The organism is Neobacillus sp. Soil_C_43, from assembly GCF_057656715.1.
Window position 1 is genome coordinate 86,730 of sequence record NZ_JBDGJV010000008.1, and the last position, 22,021, is coordinate 108,750.

The 22,021-nt window shown below is 39.5% G+C and carries 21 protein-coding genes; 13 read left to right on the top strand and 8 right to left on the bottom strand.

Translation table 11 applies throughout. The features are described from left to right. The first annotated feature begins 261 nt into the window (after positions 1–261). The 3 genes from AC3A54_RS12475 (at position 262) to AC3A54_RS12485 (ending at position 4,873) form a co-directional block, all read left to right on the top strand. On the top strand, positions 262–1,713 hold the full coding sequence (locus tag AC3A54_RS12475) for a S41 family peptidase (RefSeq protein ID WP_487654690.1): 1,452 nt from the start codon (positions 262–264) through the stop codon (positions 1,711–1,713). A 490-nt stretch (positions 1,714–2,203) separates the two neighbouring features. After that, complete coding sequence (locus tag AC3A54_RS12480; protein ID WP_487654691.1) at positions 2,204–3,397, top strand: PDZ domain-containing protein; 1,194 nt, start codon at positions 2,204–2,206, stop codon at positions 3,395–3,397. A 186-nt stretch (positions 3,398–3,583) separates the two neighbouring features. Beyond that, a complete protein-coding gene (locus AC3A54_RS12485; protein ID WP_487654692.1) occupies positions 3,584–4,873 on the top strand; it encodes an MFS transporter in 1,290 nt (429 codons plus the stop codon). A gap of 46 nt (positions 4,874–4,919) precedes the next feature. Here AC3A54_RS12485 and AC3A54_RS12490 read toward each other — a convergent pair whose 3' ends face one another. From AC3A54_RS12490 to AC3A54_RS12500, 3 genes are all read right to left on the bottom strand, one after another. Then, a complete protein-coding gene (locus AC3A54_RS12490; RefSeq protein WP_487654693.1) occupies positions 4,920–5,975 on the bottom strand; it encodes an ABC transporter permease in 1,056 nt (351 codons plus the stop codon). Beyond that, positions 5,972–6,697, bottom strand: a complete 726-nt coding sequence (locus AC3A54_RS12495) for an ABC transporter ATP-binding protein (protein WP_487654694.1) — start codon at positions 6,695–6,697, stop codon at positions 5,972–5,974. The genes AC3A54_RS12490 and AC3A54_RS12495 overlap by 4 nt, the downstream gene beginning before the upstream one ends. 143 nt (positions 6,698–6,840) lie before the next feature. Continuing rightward, a complete protein-coding gene (locus AC3A54_RS12500) occupies positions 6,841–7,446 on the bottom strand; it encodes a TetR/AcrR family transcriptional regulator (protein ID WP_487654695.1) in 606 nt (201 codons plus the stop codon). Positions 7,447–7,607: 161 nt separating this feature from the next. Between AC3A54_RS12500 and AC3A54_RS12505 the strand changes: the two genes are divergently transcribed. After that, the gene (locus AC3A54_RS12505) at positions 7,608–8,219 is read left to right on the top strand and encodes a putative ABC transporter permease (RefSeq protein WP_487654696.1); all 612 of its coding nucleotides are present in this window, start codon (positions 7,608–7,610) and stop codon (positions 8,217–8,219) included. 129 nt (positions 8,220–8,348) lie between these two features. Then, positions 8,349–9,533: a chromate transporter gene (locus tag AC3A54_RS12510; RefSeq protein ID WP_487654697.1), complete on the top strand. Its 1,185-nt coding sequence runs from the start codon at positions 8,349–8,351 to the stop codon at positions 9,531–9,533. 40 nt (positions 9,534–9,573) lie between these two features. Here AC3A54_RS12510 and AC3A54_RS12515 read toward each other — a convergent pair whose 3' ends face one another. The 3 genes from AC3A54_RS12515 to AC3A54_RS12525 all read right to left on the bottom strand — a co-directional run bounded on the left by AC3A54_RS12515 (position 9,574) and on the right by AC3A54_RS12525 (position 11,840). Beyond that, complete coding sequence (locus tag AC3A54_RS12515) at positions 9,574–10,320, bottom strand: amino acid ABC transporter ATP-binding protein (RefSeq protein WP_335546056.1); 747 nt, start codon at positions 10,318–10,320, stop codon at positions 9,574–9,576. 15 nt (positions 10,321–10,335) lie between these two features. Further along, positions 10,336–10,995 carry an amino acid ABC transporter permease gene (locus AC3A54_RS12520; RefSeq protein ID WP_335546059.1) on the bottom strand — a complete coding sequence of 220 codons (660 nt, stop codon included), beginning with the start codon at positions 10,993–10,995 and terminating at the stop codon, positions 10,336–10,338. 65 nt (positions 10,996–11,060) lie between these two features. Beyond that, on the bottom strand, positions 11,061–11,840 hold the full coding sequence (locus AC3A54_RS12525; RefSeq protein WP_487654698.1) for an amino acid ABC transporter substrate-binding protein: 780 nt from the start codon (positions 11,838–11,840) through the stop codon (positions 11,061–11,063). Between the two features lie 333 nt (positions 11,841–12,173). Here AC3A54_RS12525 and AC3A54_RS12530 point away from each other — a divergent pair, with 333 nt between their 5' ends. The 4 genes from AC3A54_RS12530 to AC3A54_RS12545 all read left to right on the top strand — a co-directional run bounded on the left by AC3A54_RS12530 (position 12,174) and on the right by AC3A54_RS12545 (position 15,948). Continuing rightward, complete coding sequence (locus AC3A54_RS12530) at positions 12,174–12,755, top strand: hypothetical protein (protein ID WP_487654699.1); 582 nt, start codon at positions 12,174–12,176, stop codon at positions 12,753–12,755. After that, on the top strand, positions 12,742–14,103 hold the full coding sequence (locus AC3A54_RS12535) for a 4Fe-4S binding protein (RefSeq protein WP_487654700.1): 1,362 nt from the start codon (positions 12,742–12,744) through the stop codon (positions 14,101–14,103). The genes AC3A54_RS12530 and AC3A54_RS12535 overlap by 14 nt, the downstream gene beginning before the upstream one ends. Before the next feature lie 395 nt (positions 14,104–14,498). Continuing rightward, positions 14,499–14,876, top strand: a complete 378-nt coding sequence (locus tag AC3A54_RS12540; protein ID WP_487654701.1) for a response regulator transcription factor — start codon at positions 14,499–14,501, stop codon at positions 14,874–14,876. Positions 14,877–15,021: 145 nt separating this feature from the next. Then, positions 15,022–15,948, top strand: a complete 927-nt coding sequence (locus tag AC3A54_RS12545; protein WP_487654702.1) for a F510_1955 family glycosylhydrolase — start codon at positions 15,022–15,024, stop codon at positions 15,946–15,948. Between the two features lie 62 nt (positions 15,949–16,010). Here the strand turns inward: AC3A54_RS12545 and AC3A54_RS12550 are convergent, their stop codons facing one another. Together AC3A54_RS12550 and AC3A54_RS12555 are read right to left on the bottom strand one after the other, a co-directional pair. Beyond that, positions 16,011–16,292, bottom strand: a complete 282-nt coding sequence (locus AC3A54_RS12550; RefSeq protein WP_487654703.1) for a winged helix-turn-helix domain-containing protein — start codon at positions 16,290–16,292, stop codon at positions 16,011–16,013. Positions 16,293–16,484: 192 nt separating this feature from the next. After that, a complete protein-coding gene (locus AC3A54_RS12555) occupies positions 16,485–17,723 on the bottom strand; it encodes a hypothetical protein (RefSeq protein WP_487654704.1) in 1,239 nt (412 codons plus the stop codon). A gap of 205 nt (positions 17,724–17,928) precedes the next feature. On the opposite strand from AC3A54_RS12555, the gene AC3A54_RS12560 reads away from it, so the two are divergent. The 4 genes from AC3A54_RS12560 to AC3A54_RS12575 all read left to right on the top strand — a co-directional run bounded on the left by AC3A54_RS12560 (position 17,929) and on the right by AC3A54_RS12575 (position 22,011). Further along, positions 17,929–18,300 (top strand): ArsR/SmtB family transcription factor, encoded by a 372-nt coding sequence (locus AC3A54_RS12560; protein ID WP_487654705.1) that lies wholly within the window; start codon positions 17,929–17,931, stop codon positions 18,298–18,300. Next, complete coding sequence (locus tag AC3A54_RS12565; RefSeq protein WP_487654773.1) at positions 18,287–20,359, top strand: heavy metal translocating P-type ATPase; 2,073 nt, start codon at positions 18,287–18,289, stop codon at positions 20,357–20,359. The genes AC3A54_RS12560 and AC3A54_RS12565 overlap by 14 nt, the downstream gene beginning before the upstream one ends. Positions 20,360–20,398: 39 nt before the next feature. Further along, positions 20,399–21,010, top strand: a complete 612-nt coding sequence (locus AC3A54_RS12570) for a class I SAM-dependent methyltransferase (protein WP_487654706.1) — start codon at positions 20,399–20,401, stop codon at positions 21,008–21,010. A 74-nt stretch (positions 21,011–21,084) separates the two neighbouring features. Continuing rightward, complete coding sequence (locus tag AC3A54_RS12575; protein WP_487654707.1) at positions 21,085–22,011, top strand: cation diffusion facilitator family transporter; 927 nt, start codon at positions 21,085–21,087, stop codon at positions 22,009–22,011. Positions 22,012–22,021: the final 10 nt, after the last annotated feature.

Here is a 22,021-nt window from a genome sequence, read left to right on the forward strand (position 1 = left end):
GATTACTGTCTAGCTCCAGCGACCAGCGTCTAGTGGACTATCCCTCACCTCCCTACGATAAGTCAACATCGAATCGCTCCGCTCTTCGTGTTTCCTTTATCTCAGTCGGCGCGGTCTAGTCCATACGCCGCTAAACGGTCGCTTCCGCTTTTCTTATCATATCTCGTCCCAATCAAACATATAAGTTAATAATCGGGCAGGATTTTTTGGCCTTTATAGAAAATTAGAAAGGACAGGCATACTTACTTGAGGAGGATTGGGATGAATCGTAAATGGATTGCCTTATTAATGACGGTTTCGCTGCTTACAGGAGCAGGCGGCACCTACGCTGGAATGCAACTCTTAGATCAAAAGGTAGATGTACCTGTACAAGAGCAAGCGATTCCAACAAAACCTGAAGCAGATTCTAATGTTAATATGGAGGACCTGGAAAAAGTACAGCAGGCCTATGACTTAATTTTAAGCCGCTACGTCGAAAAAGTGGACCAGGAAAAACTAGTTGAGGGTGCCATTCAAGGGATGCTATCTGTATTAAAGGATCCATATTCAGTTTATATGGATAAAGAGACAGCCAAGCAATTCACTCAAACGCTAGAATCCTCCTTTGAAGGAATTGGGGCGGAAGTAGGGATGGTAGATGGGAAAATTGTGATCGTTTCCCCATTCAAAGATTCACCTGCTGAAAAAGCCGGCATCAAACCAAATGATCAAATTTTAAAAGTCGATGGGAAGAGTGTAGAAGGGCTAGATTTAAATAAAGCAACATTAAAGATACGTGGAAAAAAGGGGACATCCGTCACATTGGAGATTGCTAGAAAAGGGTTAAAGGATCCACTATCCATTGATGTTAAGCGCGATGAAATTCCCCTTGAAACCGTCCATGCCTCTATAAAGAAGCATGATGGAAAGAAGGTGGGGTATATCGAGGTAACCTCCTTCTCAGAAAATACGGCTCAGGATTTTAAAAAGGAATTAAAAGCATTAGAGAATGACCATATTAATGGGTTGATTATTGATGTGCGTGGCAACCCGGGAGGTTTATTAGATAGTGTCGGTGAGATTCTGAAGGAGTTTATACCGAAAGATAAACCATATGTTCAAATTCAACAGCGCAATGGAAAAAAAGAACGGTATTTCTCAACTACCCCTAAGAAAAAGGATTACCCAGTAGTCGTTCTTGTGAATAAAGGAAGTGCTTCTGCATCAGAAATATTGGCAGGTTCCTTGCAAGAGGCAGCAGGCTATCAGCTCGTGGGAGAAACTACCTTTGGAAAAGGTACGGTACAGCAGGCCGTGCCAATGGGTGATGGAAGCAACATTAAATTAACTCTATTTAAATGGCTGACTCCTGATGGAAACTGGATTCATAAAAAGGGAATTAAACCGGATGTAGTGATCAAACAGCCAGCAATTTTTGCGACCCATCCCATTCAAGTGGAAAAGCCCCTTGAAAAGGATATGAACAATGAACAGGTAAAGAATGCTCAAGAAATATTAGCCGGATTGGGATTTGCTCCCGGCCGGAAAGACGGCTATTTTAGTGCAGAAACGGATATGGCGATAAAAGGCTTCCAGCAGCAGAATGACCTGCCACCAACAGGGAAAATTGATGAAAAAACTGCAGCCAAACTGGAAGAAGCAGCTGTAAAAGCTATGAAAAAAGAGAAAAATGATTTGCAACTACAAATGGCATTACGGTTGATTACTAAATAATGGGAACAGGGGCTTTTAGCCTCTGTTTTTTTGTTGTTTAAGAAATTATAAAAAGGTCCTAGTGTGGAGAACTGAACTAGTTGTCTGAATCTAGCTCCAGCGCCTAGCCCCTCGGGTCAAATAACCTTCGGCAAGAAAAGTCAAAAGGCGGACTTTTCCCGCCGAAGAACATTTGCCTGTCGGGGCTGAACGAGGCGCTTCCGCCTTTTGTTCTTTTAGCGGAATATATGTCAAGTTTGGCGGAATAATTGGGAATTTCCGCGGAAATAGTCATTAAGTTGGCGGAAAATCTTCCAATTCGCGCGGAATTCCTACAAAAGTCGGCGGGATTTGCCGATAGCCCTATAAGAATCTGAACAAAAATCTAGAATGTTACGACATTTTTATTTTTTTAATAAACTAGCAATATGTTTTGTGGCTGTAATTTGGTAAAATAATCGTTAAGAGATTTTTATTTACTAGAAACTTTAATAGAGGCAGGTGACAGGAATTGGTGCAAATCTGGCTTGTGGAACTACTTAAAGGAACAGGCAAGTTATTTCTTCATCCTGTTTTATACTATCTCGTTTTCCTATCTGGAATACTAGGCGTAATGAGGGTGAAACGTGAGCGGAAAAATTTCCATATTCGAGCACATGATGCTTATTTTGAACTGCGGCAGCTATTTTCGCCGGGAGTGTTAGTGGGTCTTGTTCTATCCGTAATCATTGTTGCAGCAGGAATAACCGTACCATTCGCGGCCATTCTTTTGATAGCTGGATTTACATTCATTTGGTCACTAACCACAAATGTCCGGCTCATGTCTCCCGTTTATACTGCAGGCGCTGCATTTTTTACCATCATTTTAATGGCCGAAAATAATTGGTCTATCCCGTTTTTTTCAAAGGCTTTTCATTCTATTAGTGACAAGGTTTATCCATCAGTTGTAATTGTTATGGGACTCTTGTTAATTGCCGAAGGGATGCTAATTCTAAAAAATGGTAGTAAGGGAACCTCTCCTAAGCTAGCAATAAGCAAACGCGGCCAAAATGTAGGCGTTCATGAAGTAAAGCGACTATGGATGTTGCCCTTATTCTTGCTTATTCCTGGTGACGCTCTTCATCTGCCATTTGACTGGTGGCCAGTATTTCACCTAGGAGCAAAGGAATACTCAATCATTCTTGTCCCGTTCGCCATAGGTTTTCAACAGCAGATTAAAGGAATGCTCCCAAAAGAAGCGATACAGCTTCATGGTTGGAGAGTCAGTGTTCTAGGTGTTTTCATTACCATTTTATCGGTGTTAGGATTTTGGTACCCGTTATCATCCATCGTCATAGCTGCGATCGCCGTGATTGGACGGGAAATCATTACGTTAATGTCTGTTTTGAAGGATGATAATCTTCCGTTTTATTTTTCAAAAAAGAACAATGGTTTGATGATTATAGGAATTATCCCTGAGTCGCCGGCAAGTAAAATGGGATTGAAAGTTGGGGAGATTATTTCAAGAGTTAATGGAGCTCAAGTTCGAGATGAGGGGACATTCTATGAAGCTTTACAGAAGAACCGCGCCCATTGTAAGCTTGACGTCCTTGATACAAATGGAGAGGTTCGGTTCGTTCAACGTGCGCTATTCGAAGGCGATCACCATGAACTTGGAATCCTCTTTGTTCCGGACGAGCATAAGTATGATGCGAAAATAGGATAATTATAAAATATAAGTAGAAAAGCCAAAGGACAAAATCTTTTGGCTTTTCTACTTGATGCTGCAGGAGAAATAATTCGTATCATCAACTAATACATTTTATAATGCTAAGGTATTATATCTCGTGTTATACTGTTGGGGGTATATGGTTGTTGGTTATGATATAACTATAGAAAGGCGGCTAAAACAATGTCGCAAGATGCAGGAAAAGCATTAGAAGATCGAGTTGCTTGGTTACAACCTTATCTTGATTCTCCCGAAAAACAACAACAATTATATAGAAGGACGTTAATGATCGTCGTCCTTTCACAAATCTTTGGTGGTGCTGGACTCGCTGCAGGTATAACCGTCGGAGCACTTCTTGCTCAGGATATGCTTGGTACAGAAAGCTTTGCAGGACTTCCTGCTGGTTTATTTACATTGGGTTCTGCTGTCGCTGCCTTGCTTGTAGGAAGACTCTCTCAACGTTTCGGGCGCCGATTCGGTCTAGCTGCAGGATTTTTGACGGGCGGAATTGGTGCGATCGGTGTTATCATTTCTGCGGTAACAAATAATGTTTTTCTGCTTTTTGCCTCACTATTCGTCTATGGTGCAGGTACGGCTACCAATCTCCAGGCACGCTATGCAGGGACAGATTTAGCTAGTTCCACTCAACGGGCAACAGCTGTGAGTATCGCTATGGTATCAACCACATTCGGAGCAGTTGCTGGGCCAAACATGGTGGAGGTAATGGGAAGGATTGCACATTCCATTGGTGTGCCAGCTTTAGCTGGACCATTCATTTTAGCAGCAACTGCCTTTATTCTCGCTGGTCTGGTACTGCTCATTTTTCTACGACCTGACCCTCTACTAGTGGCTCAGGCAATTGCAGCAGAAAATAGAAACGGAACGGACAATTCGGTAGTTAACAATCCAAATACACTAAGTATCAATAATCGTGGAATTATAGTTGGAGCTACGATCATGGTATTAACCCAGATGGTGATGATTGCCATTATGACGATGACACCGGTACATATGCGACACCATGGACATGGGCTGGATCAAGTAGGAATGGTCATTGGCATTCATGTTGCGGCTATGTTCTTGCCTTCTCTTCTCACTGGAATTCTTGTAGATAAGATTGGCCGTACGATGATGGCGACTGCTTCTGGAGCTACGTTACTTGCTGCTGGTATTATGAGTGCAGTTGTACCTGCTAATTCTATGATTGGACTTGTCATTGCACTTGCTCTTCTAGGTCTTGGCTGGAATTTCGGCTTGATTAGTGGTACAGCCATTATCATAGATGCGACCACTCCCTCTACACGTGCAAGAACACAGGGATCTGTTGATGTATTGATTGCATTATCGGGGGCATCAGGCGGAGCTTTATCCGGGATGATTATGGCACAAACGAGCTTCGGAACACTTTCACTGGCCGGTGGGTTTCTTTCTCTCCTGCTTATCCCAGTCGTGATTTGGTCTCGAAGAAAATAAGCAACAAAAAGCCAAAGGCTATGCGCTCCTTTGGCTTTTATTATGTTTATAATTTTCGATACTTCTTCAATGAAAAGATATTTAGGACGACGAAAATAGCGGCGAAAAGGACTAATGCCAGCAGGTCACCACTGATATCACTAATACTAGCTCCCCTATACATCACACCTTTTAAAGCATCCCCGGCATAATACATGGGCATGATTTTGGCAACGCCTTGCAGCCAGTTAGCCATCCCTTCAATGGGAAAAATACCTGCAAAAAACACCTGTGGAATGACCGCAATCGGGATGAATTGCATCATTTGAAATTCTGATGCAGCAAAGGTTGATAATAGGATACCAAGCGACAAAGCAACCAATGCCAGCAATAAATTTGTCAGCAGTACATTCCAAACAGACCCGACAAGTACAATGTCTAAAATATTAATTGAATAAAAGACAACAATAATTGTTTGAATCACAGCGAAAATACCATAACCAATTAAATACGCTGTAACAATCTCCCAACGGCGAATTGGAGTGGACATCAGCCGTTCTAATGTACCAGTTGTTCGCTCGCGCAATAGCCCAATACCAGAAATAATAAAGACAAAGAAGAAAACGAAAAATCCAACTAATATGGGGCTAAGGACATCAAAAAAGACGGTATCTTTGTTGCCATACACGTATTTTGTTTCAAGGTGGGTTTGCATCATTTTTGCAGCTGCTGGGTTTTGTTGCAACAATGTAGCCTGAGACTGTCTGGCAATCGCCTGGTTCACCTTCATTTGTAAGCCCTTCGCTGCCGATGGATCATCATTTAGTATGGTTAATCTAAACTGTCCATTTTCCTGTTCCAGTAAGCCATCAAGATCTTCCTTAACGACCGTTTTTCCTGTTACATTTTCATAAGATTTAACCGTAATTTTTGCCTCTTTTAGAACTTTGACAAGCTGACCATCTACTGCAGTTACACCTAATTTAGGTTGAACAGTGCTCCCGTTAAATAAAAAATACATCAGGGTTAGGATTAGTAAAGGAGCAACTAATAATAAAGCCAAAGTCCGTTTGTCACGTAGCATTTGCTGACAGATTCTTTTGATTAATGCAATGACTCTCATGATTGCTTTACCCCCGCTCGTAAGAATACCTCATCGAAATTATCTGTCTCATATAACGCCTTCAACTCCGATGGAGATCCGCTTGTTAGAATTCTACCATCTCGAACCATTGCAATATAATCGCATCTTTCTGCTTCATCCATTACGTGCGTAGTCACGATAATCGTTTTTTGCTCATCCTCTTTTAATCGTAAGAACTCTTTCCAAATAGACAGTTTTAATTCGGGATCGATTCCCACAGTGGGTTCATCAAGGATTAAGATTTTCGGGTCTTGAATTAATGCAATGGCAAGGGATAGCCTTCGTTTCATTCCCCCTGAATAGGCAGCTACTCGTTTCTTTAGGTCGTCTGTCAGATTAACTAGGCTAGAGACGTAGGCAATCCGCTTTTTCTGGTCTACCTTTTTTATCTTAAAAAGGGAAGCAAAGAGCTTTAAGTTTTCTTCTCCTGTTAAGTCTACATATAAGGCATCGGATTGAGCCATATAGCCGATGTCCTGCATTAGTGCAAGGTTAGGCATCTTTTGATCTAACACATGGATAGATCCGGTATCTGCTTTTTCCATTCCGACGATCATTTTAACGAGAGTGGTTTTTCCGGCTCCAGAAGGGCCGATAAATCCAAACAATTGTCCTTTTTCAATAGTTAGGTTCACATTGTTCAAAACTGTTTTTTTTCCAAAGCTTTTACTGACTTGTTCTACTTTTATGGTTGATTCCATCAATCATTCCTCCTCGGATGTTGACCGTGTATGTCTTTATTTTACAACGAGGAGAGATAGAAGCAATAAACAATAAACGACAATGTGTTGATTATCTGTCAAATAAGAGGAATATGTTTATTTTAAATAAAAAAAACAATAGCCTATTTATTAAATCCTGCCACATGTCCAGGTCCTAAAAAGGTTATTCGCGATAAGATCATGGCCATTTCCTGCGGTGTTTTTTCCATTCCAGTTTCTAACCAATGCTGAATCACACCAAGATGGGCGGAGCTGACGTAAGAAAAAAGATAGTCGGCTGGTACGAGCATTTCATCCTTTTTTATTTTGGAAATGACATTTTGGAGGAAGGTTTTTTTTATGATATCCCGTAGTTTTCCCTGAAATTTTGCGTCACCTTTTGGACCTAAGATTACTTTCATAAAACTTGAATTTTCATGAAATAGTTCAAAAAGCTTGATGATAAAAGGTAATGCGGTATTTTGATTGAAGGTCAAAACATCCTTTGGCTGGATCAGTTGAGTTATTTTCACAATTTCGGTTAAAATCTCTGCTTCACTCTTCTCTAACAAATCATATTTATCCTGATAATGCAGATAAAAAGTTCCACGGTTAATATCCGCCTTTTCCGTTAAATCACGGACGGTGAGTCCTTCAAATCCTTTATCCTCCATTAATTCTGTAAGAGCATCCCGAATCAAGCATTTTGTCCGTACAATGCGTTTATCCGGTTTCTTTATATCCGTCATATAATAATCCCCCTGTATAGTGCTAAACAAAGTATATTCAACCTGAGGTAAAATAATCAACATCACGTTCATTATTTGAAGTGATTTTTTAGCCTTATCATAGGTAATTTATTGAATAAATGGAAGCTGAAGGGCTAAAGCTATAGGGGGAATTTTTAAACATGAAAGGTGGTTTAGCCATGAGTCTTAGCTTTTTAAATAATATTGAATTCAGACATTTGGAGTTGATTAGTATCGAAGGGGCTGCGAGGATCGTGTTTTATTTCACGGTGTATTCATTCATTGGCTGGCTACTCGAAAATAGCTATAGCTTCGTCACTAAACAAATATTTTTCAAGGAGAATTTTTTATATGGGCCCTTTAAACCGATGTATGGTTTTGCGCCAATCCTTTTGGTTTATTTGATATCACCTAAAACCCATTGGGCGATTGTTTTGTTCCTCTGTGTAGCAATTCCAACGATAGTGGAGTATGTAAGTGGAGCATTGCTGCAGAAGCTATTCCATAAACAATGGTGGGATTATTCAGATACTCCGCTACAGCTTCACGGCCATATCTGTTTGCCTTTCTCCGTCTGTTGGGGACTTTTATCGTTAATCTGTTTATTTTCGGTTCACCCAGTGATTGCTTCATGGTATGAGACTGTTGCTTCATATTGGGGGTGGATCTGGTCGGCAGTGGGCTTATACTTCCTTGCAGACCTTGTATTAGCGATTCGGAGACACTCTCTACAGGAACTTCTAACTGAAGAACCAACCAATCCGATACAATAGGGTGCCTGACACCATTAAACAAAAAAACTCCTATCTGTAAAAGAAGGAGTTTTTGTATGTAATTGTTAATAAAGATATAATTAATTTAAAAAGTTTTCAAGGTTCGAGGAAAATTGGAGGTTACAGGTTGTGTCACAAAACAAGGGGAATTCTTTATTAGAAATATGGTTAGTTTCGACAAGGCTTGGTTTAACATCATTTGGTGGACCTGTTGCACATTTAGGTTATTTTTATGAGGAATATGTTCAAAAGAGGAAATGGATTGATGAGAAAAGTTATGCGGATTTAGTGGCTCTGTGTCAATTCTTGCCTGGTCCCGCAAGTAGTCAGGTCGGCATCGGAATCGGGGTAATCCGTGGTGGCTTGCTAGGTGGGATATTAGCGTTTCTTGGTTTTACTGCACCTTCTGTCATAGCTTTAGTTCTTTTTGCAATGATTCTCCAGGGGTTGCAAATAAATGATAGCGGCTGGATTCATGGATTAAAAATCGTTGCAGTGGCCGTTGTGGCACATGCGGTATTAGGGATGGCACAAAAGCTAACCCCTGACCTCAATCGGAAAGCCATCGCTTTATTTGCCTTGGTAGGTACGTTAATGTGGCAAACAGCTTACACTCAGGTCGGTTTAATTATTTTATCTGGTGTGGCAGGATTACTGATTTATAAAAAGCATGAGATCGAGCAGGTAGATGCCAGGTTAGCTTTTCCTATTTCTAAGCGGTTTGGTATTATCTGCTTAGTATTGTTTTTCAGCCTGCTGATTCTTTTACCAATCGTAAGGGAAGTAACCTCTGTCCGTTGGGTTGCGTTGTTTGACAGTTTTTACCGCTCGGGTTCACTTGTGTTTGGCGGAGGACACGTGGTACTACCTTTGCTTGAAAGAGAGTTTGTACCGAACGGGTGGCTAACAAAAGAAGAATTCCTAAGCGGTTATGGAGCAGCACAAGCTGTTCCAGGTCCTCTGTTTACCTTTGCTGCCTATATTGGTGCAGTGATCAACGGTTGGAAGGGTGGCATCTTAGCTACTGTTGCTATATTCTTACCAGCATTCCTACTGGTATTAGGTGCACTTCCTTTTTGGAATATGCTTCGCCTAAATCCAAAGATTAAAGGGGCATTAATGGGGGTCAATGCAGCGGTTGTAGGTATACTGATTGCTGCCTTTTATCAGCCCATCTGGACGAGTTCCATTCTAGCTCCAATTGACTTTGCTTTTGCTGCAGTCTTGTTTAGTATGTTAGTTTATTGGAAACTGCCACCGTGGATAATAGTGATCACGGGAGCGGTTGGGGGTTCTGTAATTGCTCTTTTATAATATTCGAAAAAACGGCTGAAGATTTCAGCCGTTTTTTACATCATTTCAAACTACGATTTAAGAATGCCTTTGTCCGTTCATTTTGTGGGTTAGTAAACAACTCATCAGGAGAACCAGATTCAACAATTTCCCCATTATCCATAAAGATCACTCGGTTGGCCACTTCTTTAGCGAATCCCATTTCATGTGTCACCACAATCATGGTCATATGCTCTTGAGCAAGGTCCTTCATGACTTGTAGCACTTCTCCGGTCAACTCTGGATCTAATGCAGAGGTTGGCTCATCAAATAGAAGGATTTCAGGATTCATCATTAACGCCCTGGCAATTGCTACTCTTTGTTTTTGGCCGCCGGAAAGCTTTGCAGGATAAGCCGTTGCTCGATCTGAAAGCCCTATTTTTTCTAGAAGTTCACGACTTCTTTGCTGAATAACAGCGGGAGACTCCTTTTTCAACATTTTTGGAGCAAGTTCCAAATTTTCCGTAACCGTCAGATGCGGAAAGAGGTTAAAATGTTGAAAGACCATTCCCATTTTGGCATTGATTTGTTTCATCTCTTGCGGATTAGCGTACATACCGTCCTTCACTAAATGACTGCCCGCAACAACAATGCTTCCGCCGTCTATTTTTTCAAGATTGACTAAACTGCGGAGCATCGTGCTTTTTCCAGAGCCGGAAGGACCGATTACCGCAACGACATCATTTTTCTCCACGTTAAAGCTAATATGTTTTAATACATCCAAATTGCCAAATGATTTTTTAAGATTAGTTATTTCAATAATAGCCATTTTACCCACTCCTTCCTATTCAAATTTGAATCGTCTTTCCAGCCATTTAAAGAACATCGTTAAAATCAGTGTCATAATTAGATAAATGATACCTGCCACAAAGAATGGCACAATGGTAAAATCACGGTTTACAGCTGTTTGAGCAAAGTGCAGCAATTCAGGAACAGCAACGGCATAGAGTAACGCAGTATCTTTTACCAATGTGACAGATTCGTTCGCCACAGAGGGAAGGGCGATACGGAACATTTGCGGCAAAATGACTCTCGTCAATGTCTGCCATTTATTTAATCCTAGAACTTGAGACGCCTCATATTGACCTTTATCAATAGCAAGCAGGCCCCCACGGAAAATTTCAGCAAAATAGGCAGCGTAGTTTAAGATAAATCCTAGGCAAGCTGCAACGAAGCGGTCTAACACTAAGTATTCACCCACAACGGGAATCATAGGTAACCCGAAGCAGATAAATAGGAGTTGGAGCAAGAGCGGCGTACCACGCATGATATAAATATAGGCCTCTGCAATCAGGGATAGAGGCTTAAAACGGCTGCCAACAGCTAGTGTTAATAGAAACCCTAGTGGAATGGACACCACAATGGCGATGAAAAACAAGAGGACGGTCATCTGTGCCCCTTCCAGCATCGGTTTAAGAATGGAGATTATATAATCAATAGACATGTTAAGATTCCTCCGAAAACAAAACAGGGATTCCCCAAGGAAATCCTGTTCTGCCTTATATTCATTTATTTTAGTACTTTATCTTCGCCAAACCATTTCTTGGATATTTGAGCGGCAGTGCCATCTTCATTCATATCATCAAGTGCTTTTTGAAGATTTTTCAATAATTCTTCATTTCCTTTTTTTACACCAATACCATATTCTTCTGGAGCTAATGATTCATCTAATACTTTAAATGCCTCTTGCTCTTTTGTCATATAATAATTGATTACAATTTCATCAATAACGACTGCATCTAAACGACCGCTCTTAAGGTCAGTCAATGCTTGGACATTGTCCGCAAACTCTGTAACAGTTTTAATTTTAGACTTGATTGGTGCTGCGTCTAATGCATCTGCTGCAGAAGAAAGTGATTGTAAACCAACAACCTTTCCTTTTAGATCATCTAATTTAGAAAGGTTCGAATCAGCTCTTGTGACAACTACTTGTGCATTTTTTAGATACGGCTTAGTAAAAAGAACTTTCTTTTTACGTTCGTCTGTAATAGTGTAACCGTTCCAAATCAGGTCAATGCGCCCACTGCTTAACTCCGCTTCTTTCGTGCTCCAATCGATTGGTTGGAACTTCACCTTTTTCCCCATCTTATCTGCTGCTGCTTTCGCTAGGTCGATATCAAATCCAACAATTTTGTTATTTTCATCTCTGAAGCCCATTGGTGCGAACTTGTCGTCGATCCCAATGACTAGTGTTTTATTTTCTTTTCCCTCTGCTGACTTAGAAGAACATCCTGTAACGAGAGATAACATTGCTGCTATGACTAGAACAATAGTAGCTAATCGTTTCATATTAAAATACCACCTTATTATTTTTGTAAATTTGCTTTAGTACGTTACCATGCTATTACACTACCATATTATCAATGTATCGTATATAGCTTGATAAATAATAGAAATATTAAAAATATTCGGCTGAAAAAACTGGTGAGGATTGGAGGATAAGTAATGTGGCCGACTCGCCCCTACAAGCGGAAGATTGATATTTTACAAATGTATGAACAAATGTAGGATTAATCAAATTGCCATATTATAGCCATGAAAAATGCATGAAAACTGCAAATTTCCCCATTACATTAAACGTATAACATAAAATGCTTAATTAACCTTGTGGAGGTGGAAAAATTGAAAAGAGGATTTCTTTTTTTATTTGCAATAGCATTTATTTTCTCATTTGATATAAGAGCCCTTGCAGATGAAGGTCATTCCCATGATCAAAATATTAAAAAGGCAGCAGAACATTTTAAAAACGGAAAAAGCAATGAAAATGAGAGTATGAATCATGATAGTGGAAGCGAGATGGAAGGGATGGAGCATGGTAGCGGAAGTGACATGGAAGGGATGGAGCATGGTAGCGGAAGTGACATGGAAGGTATGGATCATGGTGGTGGAAGCGACATGGAAGGTATGGATCATAGTAGCAGAAGCGACATGGAAGGTATGGATCATGGTGGTGGAAGCGACATGGAAGGTATGGACCATAGTAGCGGAAGCGATATGGAAGGGATGGACCATGGCAGCGGAAGTGACATGGAAGGCATGGACATGGAGGGTGAAAGCCATGATCATCATGCACCAGTTGTTGAAACACCGCCAAACTATAAAGTGTTAGGATCGTATGGCGCAGTTAACCTGTTATTTATCTTAATAGGTATTTGGAATAAGTGGTTTAGAAGAAAGGGGGATGTAAACAATGGCCATGTCTGAGAAAAAATTGCCAAAAAAAGAGGAATTTGATCTTCTAACCATACCGGTTGTGAAAAAATTTGTGAAAAGTAAATGGTATCCTGGAATTTTTCAATGGTTAGTTATCTTTGTTTTTTCCATAATTGTATATGAATTAGTCATGGGCACCGTAGATCCAAGTAAAAACTTTGGTACAACCATGACATGGGTGCTATGGTGGCCAATTATTCCCGTTCTATTTTTAGTTTCCGGCCGCTTTTGGTGTGCAATCTGTCCATTTGGTAAATTAAGTGATATCGTTCGTAAATTTGTTGGCAGTAAAAGGCCAATGCCGAAGTTTTTAAGAAAATATGGGATTTGGCTCATTGACGTATTCTTCATTGCGATCACTTACAGTGACCACGTATGGGGAATTGTAGAATCACCACGGGGATCAGGTTATTTATTACTATTACTTGTAACAATGGTTGTTGCGACTTCTGTATTCTATGAAAGAAGAACATTCTGTAAAACGTTATGTTTCCTTGGCGGTCTTGCAGGAAACTACTCACGCTCTGGTGCTTTAAAGGTACAGGCAACTCCTGATATTTGTAAAACCTGTAAAGTACAATCCTGCTACAAAGGAACTGAAGGCGTAGAAGGCTGTCCAATGTTCCAGTTTCCACGAACAATGGAATCCAGCGCGGAATGTAATATTTGCGGTAACTGTGTGAAAAACTGTCCAAACAATTCAGTGAAAATTACAACTAGAATACCTACTAAAGAATTATGGGGCTTGAAAAATCCGAAGCTCGAGCATGCTTCCTTAGCAGCCGTTATTATGGGTATTGTGTTCGTACAAAATATTACGATGCTTGAACCTTGGCAGAAAATTTTAGATTCAATTGGAAAGGTAACTCGTACTTCTAACTATAATATTAACTTTACCGTTGCCTTTATCATTGCTATGGCATTACCAATTCTATTGCTATTAGGAACTGCAAAACTAGCCTCCTTACTGGGAATGGAAGGTACCATCAAAAAGAACTTTACTCGTTTTGGCTATGCGATTATTCCGTTAGACTTAGCTGGGCACTTGGCTCATAATCTGTTTCACATTTTTACAGAAGGTAAAGCAGTATGGTTTAACTCTATTAGATTATTTGGAATAGACTCAAATCCAGCAAGTTTAAGTCTTGCTTCAACTCCAACAGTTCAAATGATTCAGTATATCGTTATCTTGATAGGATTGGTTGGAACTTCTTACGTGGTGTACAGAATGGGTAAAAAGACAGCTTTTAAAGCAATGCTCCCTTATTATGTATTAATGACTGCTCTAGCAATTACCAACATTTATTTATTCTCACTTCCTATGATGCACAGAGTATAAATTAAATTATATAAAACACTGTTAAATGGAAGGACCTTAGGGGGTTCTTCTTTTTTATGTTTTACCTCATGGGGCAGATCAACTAGAAGAGAAGCTTTTACATTACTCGTCATAATTCTAAAAACTGTTACAAAATCTTGTTACTTTCTGCACATTTCTTTCATACACTCAATACATATAAAACCTATCTTTTATGTTAGGAGGAGTTGTATGAATCAGAAACACCTAATGAAGTTTACATTACGTCAAATGGAAATGGAACGAAAATCAAGATTAAAATCAGCCAATACTTTTTCACAAAATATTATTTGTTTTTTTAAATTTCTTTTAGGTAATAAGTCAAAACAAAACATGAATAACCAGTATTAACTGTCATTGACGAAAGAGGGAGTCTTATGACTAAGATATTACTAGTAGACGATGAAGATAGAATGGTTCAGCTATTAAAGCTATTTCTTGAACCCCACGGATATAGTTGTGATTCTGTCAACAGTGGAACAAAGGTCAAGCAATATATTAAGGAACACAATGTGGAGCTAATATTGATGGATGTGATGATGCCTGAAAAAAACGGATGGGAAACAGCAAAGGAAATACGGTCAATCTCAAACGTACCCATAGTTATGATCACAGCGAGAGATCAATATTCTGACATGATAAATAGTATTAAAAGTGGTGCCAATGGTCATATTGCCAAACCGTTTGATGAAAAACAGTTGTTATTCCATATTGAAAACCTTTTTACAGAGAGAGGTCCTATTATTTGTTCTTAAAGAAAAGCTGAATTTAAATGATATGACCAATTCATAACATTAATAAAAACTGCACACTTTCTTGATATTTTTTTGATAAAGTTACTCACATAAGAAATATAAATTTGTTACAAAAGGTAAATAGACAAAGTAAAGGGTGACAGTTATGAAGAAAATAGCCATATTATCAGTATTATCCTTAAGTTTAATTCTCTCCGCTTGTGGTTCTTCAGAGGAGTCAAAAGTAACATCGGTAAAAAGTGGGAAAAGAATTGAAGATATACATGGGGTAGGTGTTCTAAATGATGGAACAACCTACGTTGCAACACATGAAGGACTTTTCTCAACAAAAAATACTGGGAAATGGAATAAAGTGGGATCCTCAAATGATGATTTCATGGGTTTCCATTTGAGATCTGATGGCACAATGCTCACAAGTGGACATCCAGGAAAAGATTCAGATCTCCCAAATCCTATGGGGATATTAATCAGTAAGGATAAGGGGATGAATTGGAAAGAAGTAGAATATGTTGGGAAAATTGATTTCCATATGCTTACTTCCTATCACCATAATCCAAATGTTATATATGGATTTAATCAGATGGGGACGGGGCAATACGGTGCTGGAATTTATAAAAGTTCCGATGGTGGAAAGAAGTGGGCTAAGGTTGAGCCGCAAGGGTTGCCTGAAGATCTTCATAAGGTTTACTCGTTACTTGTTTTACCAGAAAATGAGAATACTTTATTGGCTGGAACAGAGGCTGGTGTGCTAATTTCGAAAGATGGCGGGGCAAACTGGGACGTATATGATGATACAAGACTTATTACCGCCATGACTACTATGCCTAACGGAAAAGACATTATTGGATATTCTATTAACAATATGGTTTCAGGTATGATGATTACCCAGGATAATGGTAAATCGTGGACGAGTATTGGTTTAGATTTGGGAGAAGATGCTGCCTCCTCCATTTCCGTTAACCAAAAAGATGAGAAACAAATAGCTGTTTCAACCTTTAATACCTCCCTTTATGAAACAAAAGATGGAGGACAGAAGTGGGATCAGATTATTAAAGCTGGGGAATTAAAATAATAGTGAAAAAACAGTGATTATCCTGGCGATAACACTGTTTTTATTTAAAGATTTATTTCGATTTAATGGTTTTGTACTGAATCATCAGTTACCCACTTATACCCTACTCCCCATACCGTAAAAAGATGATTTTCTATCGGAAAACCCATGTGACGTAATTTTTCTCTTAAATTCCTAATATGTAAGTCAATGGTTCGATCATCAATATGTGAGTTTAATCCCCAAATTGTTGATAATAAATGATCACGGGAGAATACTTTATGTGGGTTCTTTAAGAACAACCCAATGATTGCAAATTCCTTAGGTGTTACAGTAATGAGCTGGTTTTGATATTTTAATTCCATACGTTCTTCATTCCAGTCCAACCCTTTAAATATAATAAACTAAGGAAATACTACAATATAAATTTGCAGAAAATGTGCATTTTTATCATTCCCACGTTATAAAAAATATTATTTATTTTCAATTACATAACGGATGATACTGAGACAAGCCACACCAAAAAGGTGTGGCTGTTTTGTAGGTAAAATATAATATCATACTGTTTTAGAAAGTTTATTTAAAATAGTTACATCATTCCCAAATTTACACATAGCATCACAATTACTGCGTAAATCATGAAATAAAAGATAGGAAATCGATTGAGAATCAAGAGAACTAATAGATGGCCTTAGTAGTTGGGCTCTGATTTCCTTTTCCCGTTTTTCAGGTGCGACTAAATAAAATTGGCCAGAATCTTTTTGAATTGATAGAGATAAATCAGTTAATCTTAGTATTCCCGAGTAAATAGAAGTACTTTTTTCCACTTCAAATCCAGCAATCACGTTTTCTTCTTGATCAAGCCATAGTACATCAATCAATGCAATTGTATCAGCGGCAAGGGATGGAAAGTGGAAAAGCTTTAAATTCTTAATAGAATATTCCCCAAGTTTTTGACCATTCCATTCTCTTTTGTGGTCATTTCGTGCAATCCATACTTTATAGCCAAGTGACTTACCTAGGCGTGCAAGATGATATTGCATTTCAGAATGAGTATTTTCTTCAACTACATCATTCATTACATCTCTCTTACGCTTATTTTTTGCTTTTTCTATTTTAGCTGCTTCTACTTTTAAAAATTCCATCGCATTTTTTTCAATAATCATTCGATTGCTGCCTATCTCAAATAGCAGACCTGCTAGAGCTCCCAAATCTTTAGAAAGGTGGTCCCGATATAGTTCGTTCTCTTGAATGATTTTCCTTCGCATATCAAGATATGCTTGCCAAGAACCAAGCTTGATTCTTTCAGTAAATAACAAATTAAATCCGTTGACTATAGCGGTATTGAACGGAGGAAAAAGGGTGGGGTGTAGAAAATATAAGATATTTGCCACGGCTGGTCCAAGACCCTTAATTTTTAATTTGTCTAATGCCTGAATCTCTTCAATCACCTTCTCCGCATTGGTTGCCTCTAAGCAGGCATTTAAAAACCTTCCAAACGCCTTTTTATTATGATTATTTTCATAGATATCGGGAATTCGTAATTTTGGTTTCCAATAAAAAGCATGAGCTGCCCCTTCAAATACCTGTTTTTGCTCAGAAATGGCGGTAACCACTGTTTCAAGACTGGATCCTTTAAAATCGTTACCAAATGATTCTTCTTCCATTTCTTTAATAACGTTTAACAATCCTTTTCTAATTGTTCTGAATGCTTTTAACCGATCGTTACTATGTAAAAACCAAGTATGATAAACTGATTCTTCGTCCCTTTTATACAATTCTATTAATGATTTCATAATATACGCATCCCTTCTGCAACTTACTGAAATACGTCTATTATAAACAGTTAGTTTATTGGCAGGATATGACAAAAATCATTTGGATGAGTAAAAGAGAAAAGCTAAAAAAAAAACAACAAAAAGAGTAAAAATGTTTGACATTCAAACGTTCGTTTGAATATCATATAGTCAAACAAACGTTTGAATGAAGAAGGTGAGCAATATGAAAGATCGCAATGTTTGTGAGATTACTTGTGTAGATAATGAAAAAGCCGCTCGAGTCGGGCAGCAGCTCGAAAAGGATCATAATATAAGTGAAGTAATCAAGATTTTTAAAGCTCTGTCGGATGAAACCCGGATGAAAATAGCATATGCACTGACACTTGAAAATGAGCTTTGTGTATGTGATGTGGCCCATATTGTTGGAGCAACGACGGCAACTGCATCCCATCATTTACGTCATCTAAACAATCTTGGCCTTGCCAAATATCGTAAAGAGGGAAAGCTGGTTTATTATTCGCTTGATGACGACCATGTTAAGCAATTAATTCATATTGCATTTGCCCATCAGGAGGAGGTGGCTGGCCGTGAGTGAGACGATTGAAAAACAAGTCTATCGGGTGCAAGGCTTTTCCTGAACAAGCTGCGCCGCAAAGTTCGAAAAGAACGTCCAACACCTGGATGGTGTGGTTGATGCAAAAGTAAATTTTGGAGCCTCTAAGCTCACAGTCTATGGAGATACCACCTTAGATGCATTACATGAAGCAGGAGCGTTTGAAAAACTAACGATTTACCCCGAAAAAGAGCAACCGCCAGTGGGAGTAAAGGAGCCGCTTTGGAAGCAATATTCCCTTCTAGTGCTATCCTTGTTGTTTCTGCTAGCCGGGTACATTTTTTCATCAAATATCCTATTTGCCGCTTCTATTTTATTAGGGGGCTTTCCTCTTTTTAAAACGGGCTTAAAGAATCTAATCCGATTTGATTTTGATATGAAAACACTCATGACCGTAGCGATTATTGGGGCAGCTATTATCGGAGAGTGGAGTGAAGGGGCAGTTGTTGTCATCCTGTTTGCCATTAGTGAAGTCCTTGAAGGATATTCCATGGATAAAGCAAGGGCCTCGATTCGGTCATTGATGGAGATGGCGCCAACAGAGGCAATAGTTGTCCGAAACGGGAAAGAATTGTTACTAAAGGCAGAAGATATTGAAGTTGGAGATCTCATGCTTGTTAAGCCTGGGCAAATGATTGCAATGGATGGAGTCATTATTGAGGGAGCATCCTCTATCAATCAAGCTGCGATTACCGGTGAATCTGTTCCAGTTGAAAAAGTGGTCAACGACGAGGTTTTCGCGGGAACACTGAATGTAGAAGGATTTCTTAAAGTAAGGGTAACGAAGCTAGTAGACGATACGACAATTGCAAAAATTATTCATTTAGTGGAAGAAGCACAAGGGGAAAAGGCACCTTCCCAACGCTTTGTCGATCGGTTTGCCAAGTATTATACTCCGGTGATTATGGTAATTGCTGCCCTCGTGGCGGTTATGCCGCCGCTGTTGTTTGCAGCAAGCTGGCAGGAGTGGATTTACCAAGGGCTTGCAGTATTAGTGGTTGGATGCCCCTGTGCACTGGTCATTTCTACCCCGGTTTCTATCGTTACCGCCATTGGAAATGCCGCTCGGAATGGTGTGTTAATTAAGGGTGGTAGTTTTTTAGAGGAAGCGGGAGCACTAAAGGCGATTGCCTTTGATAAAACAGGGACATTGACAAAAGGGGTTCCTGCTGTTACAGACTTTATTAATTATACAGACAATGAAGACTTACTATCCATCGTTGCTGCAATTGAAAGTAGGTCACAGCATCCACTTGCGAATGCCATTATTAATAAAGCAGCATATATTAACAGAGATTTCATAGTCGATGATTTCTTATCAGTAACAGGAAAAGGCATTACAGGTGTAGTCAATGGAACCGAATATCGGGTTGGAAACTTGAAGTTATTTGATGAAGTTCCTGACCATGTGTTGAATGAAATGACCTCACTTCAAGAACAAGGAAAAACCGTCATGATCGTTGGAACTGCTCACGAAATATTGGCATTGATTACTGTTGCCGATGAAGTACGTGAAAGCAGCCGAGCGATGATCGAGCGCCTCCATCAGTTGGGGATTGAGCATACAATCTTGTTAACAGGAGATAATCAAGCCACCGCAAAGGCGATAGGTCACGAGGCAGGAGTCACCGAAATGGAGGGTGAATTACTGCCGCAAGATAAGTTAGATTTTATTAAGAAATTAAAAAATCAGTTTGGAAGAGTAGCAATGGTTGGTGACGGCGTGAATGATGCGCCAGCACTTGCAGCAGCAACGGTAGGAATTGCGATGGGTGGGGCAGGAACAGATACCGCTCTTGAGACAGCGGATATTGCTTTAATGAATGACGATTTAAAAAAACTGCCGTTCACCATTAAACTGAGCAGAAAAACATTACAGATAATCAAACAAAATATTACCTTATCGATAGTAGTCAAGCTCTTGGCTCTGTTGCTCGTTGTTCCGGGCTGGTTGACGTTATGGATAGCCATTTTCGCTGATATGGGAGTAACCTTACTCGTTACACTAAATGGCTTACGGCTGCTAAGAGTAAAAGAATAGAAGGGTAAGAAAGTTTTGGACGGATAAAGGGTGAGTTTGATGAATAACAGGTGGAATAAGCGGGTATATCGATGGTGGTCGCCTGTTTATGATCGTTTTTTCAATAAAGGGCCGTTTCTAAAAGCTCGGCAGGAATTATTCAATGACGTTAACTTTCATGAAGGTGATAAGGTTTTGTTCGTTGGGGTCGGTACGGGTGCTGATCTTGAGCAAATTTCCATTGACCTGCTAGATTTCACAGCGATTGACTATTCAGAAGAGATGCTTGCACAGGCGAAAAAGAAATTCCAAACTACTTCTATATCCTTTCAGCAGATGGATGCCCAACAATTAATCCTTCCGGACGAAGCTTTCGATTATGTCGTGGCCAGCTTAATCCTATCTGTTGTTCCAGACAGTCACAAGTGCTTTGCTGAAATGGTCCGAGTGACACGGTCAAAGGGTCAAATAATTATTTTTGATAAATTCGCTTCTAAGCCTTCATTAATAAAGCAACTAATTAGGCCGGTCATTAAGGCTTTAGGTACGGATATCGGTCTCTCCTTTGAAAAAATCTATGAAAAACATAGTAGCGTTAAGCTAACCCTCTTAGAGAATCGCGCTGTGTTGTTCGGTGGAATGTATCGAAAAATAAAGATTAGAAAAAACTAACACAATCGGAATTCTTTCGTTTTAGAAAAAGATAAAATATGGAGCCACTTTAAAGGCTCTCTGGGGGAATTAACATGGGTCATCATCATCATGGACATTCACACGGCCATTCTCATGGTCATTCACATACAAGTAACAAGAAAGCACTATTGAGTTCTTTCATACTAATAGCTGCTTTTATGGTCGTGGAAGTCATTGGCGGTTTGTTAACAAATAGTTTGGCGCTATTGTCTGATGCAGGCCATATGCTTAGCGATGCAGCAGCATTAGGATTAAGCTTTTTCGCCATCAAGCTTGGTGAGAAGCAGGGATCACAAGAAAAAACCTATGGTTATAAGCGCTTTGAAATTATTGCTGCGGCATTAAATGGAATTACGCTAGTTGTTATTTCTCTTTATATCTTTTATGAGGCTATTCACCGATTTATTGATCCGCCAGAGGTGCAAAGCACGGGTATGTTAATGATTTCTGTATTAGGATTAATCGTTAACATAGTTGCTGCTTGGATATTAATGAAAGGCGATAAAGATGAGAACCTGAATGTAAGAAGTGCCTTTTTACATGTACTAGGAGATATGCTAGGGTCTGTGGGAGCTATTGTTGCGGCACTTCTTATCATGTTTTTCGGCTGGGGAATAGCCGATCCGATTGCCAGTGTGATTGTGGCTGTTTTGATCTTAATCAGCGGGTATAGGGTGACAAAGGATTCCTTCCATATATTAATGGAAGGGGCGCCGGACCAAATCGATATGAATCAGGTAAAAACAGCACTAGGTAAAATTCCACTGGTGAGAGAAGTACATGATTTGCATATTTGGACGATTACCTCAGGTTATCCGGTTTTAAGCTGCCATATTACGATGTGTGATGATGGTGTCCATGATGAGATTTTGGCCCAATCACAAAAAATCCTTCATGACGATTTCCACATTGAGCATAGTACCATTCAGGTTGAGAGAGAATGCGTTGGCTGTCCTAGTCCGCATGGGACTTGTAATTAAGGTAAAAGAC

Excerpts from the sequence above, each read along its gene's own strand:
- AC3A54_RS12485 (WP_487654692.1), top strand. The coding sequence starts at position 3,584 with ATGTCGCAAGATGCAGGAAAAGCATTAGAAGATCGAGTTGCTTGGTTA.
- AC3A54_RS12505 (WP_487654696.1), top strand. The coding sequence starts at position 7,608 with ATGAAAGGTGGTTTAGCCATGAGTCTTAGCTTTTTAAATAATATTGAA.
- AC3A54_RS12545 (WP_487654702.1), top strand. The coding sequence starts at position 15,022 with ATGAAGAAAATAGCCATATTATCAGTATTATCCTTAAGTTTAATTCTC.
- AC3A54_RS12515 (WP_335546056.1), bottom strand. The coding sequence starts at position 10,320 with ATGGCTATTATTGAAATAACTAATCTTAAAAAATCATTTGGCAATTTG.
- AC3A54_RS12560 (WP_487654705.1), top strand. The coding sequence starts at position 17,929 with ATGAAAGATCGCAATGTTTGTGAGATTACTTGTGTAGATAATGAAAAA.
- AC3A54_RS12535 (WP_487654700.1), top strand. The coding sequence starts at position 12,742 with ATGGCCATGTCTGAGAAAAAATTGCCAAAAAAAGAGGAATTTGATCTT.
- AC3A54_RS12525 (WP_487654698.1), bottom strand. The coding sequence starts at position 11,840 with ATGAAACGATTAGCTACTATTGTTCTAGTCATAGCAGCAATGTTATCT.
- AC3A54_RS12555 (WP_487654704.1), bottom strand. The coding sequence starts at position 17,723 with ATGAAATCATTAATAGAATTGTATAAAAGGGACGAAGAATCAGTTTAT.
- AC3A54_RS12495 (WP_487654694.1), bottom strand. The coding sequence starts at position 6,697 with ATGGAATCAACCATAAAAGTAGAACAAGTCAGTAAAAGCTTTGGAAAA.
- AC3A54_RS12540 (WP_487654701.1), top strand. The coding sequence starts at position 14,499 with ATGACTAAGATATTACTAGTAGACGATGAAGATAGAATGGTTCAGCTA.
- AC3A54_RS12575 (WP_487654707.1), top strand. The coding sequence starts at position 21,085 with ATGGGTCATCATCATCATGGACATTCACACGGCCATTCTCATGGTCAT.
- AC3A54_RS12550 (WP_487654703.1), bottom strand. The coding sequence starts at position 16,292 with ATGGAATTAAAATATCAAAACCAGCTCATTACTGTAACACCTAAGGAA.
- AC3A54_RS12475 (WP_487654690.1), top strand. The coding sequence starts at position 262 with ATGAATCGTAAATGGATTGCCTTATTAATGACGGTTTCGCTGCTTACA.
- AC3A54_RS12570 (WP_487654706.1), top strand. The coding sequence starts at position 20,399 with ATGAATAACAGGTGGAATAAGCGGGTATATCGATGGTGGTCGCCTGTT.
- AC3A54_RS12520 (WP_335546059.1), bottom strand. The coding sequence starts at position 10,995 with ATGTCTATTGATTATATAATCTCCATTCTTAAACCGATGCTGGAAGGG.
- AC3A54_RS12500 (WP_487654695.1), bottom strand. The coding sequence starts at position 7,446 with ATGACGGATATAAAGAAACCGGATAAACGCATTGTACGGACAAAATGC.
- AC3A54_RS12490 (WP_487654693.1), bottom strand. The coding sequence starts at position 5,975 with ATGAGAGTCATTGCATTAATCAAAAGAATCTGTCAGCAAATGCTACGT.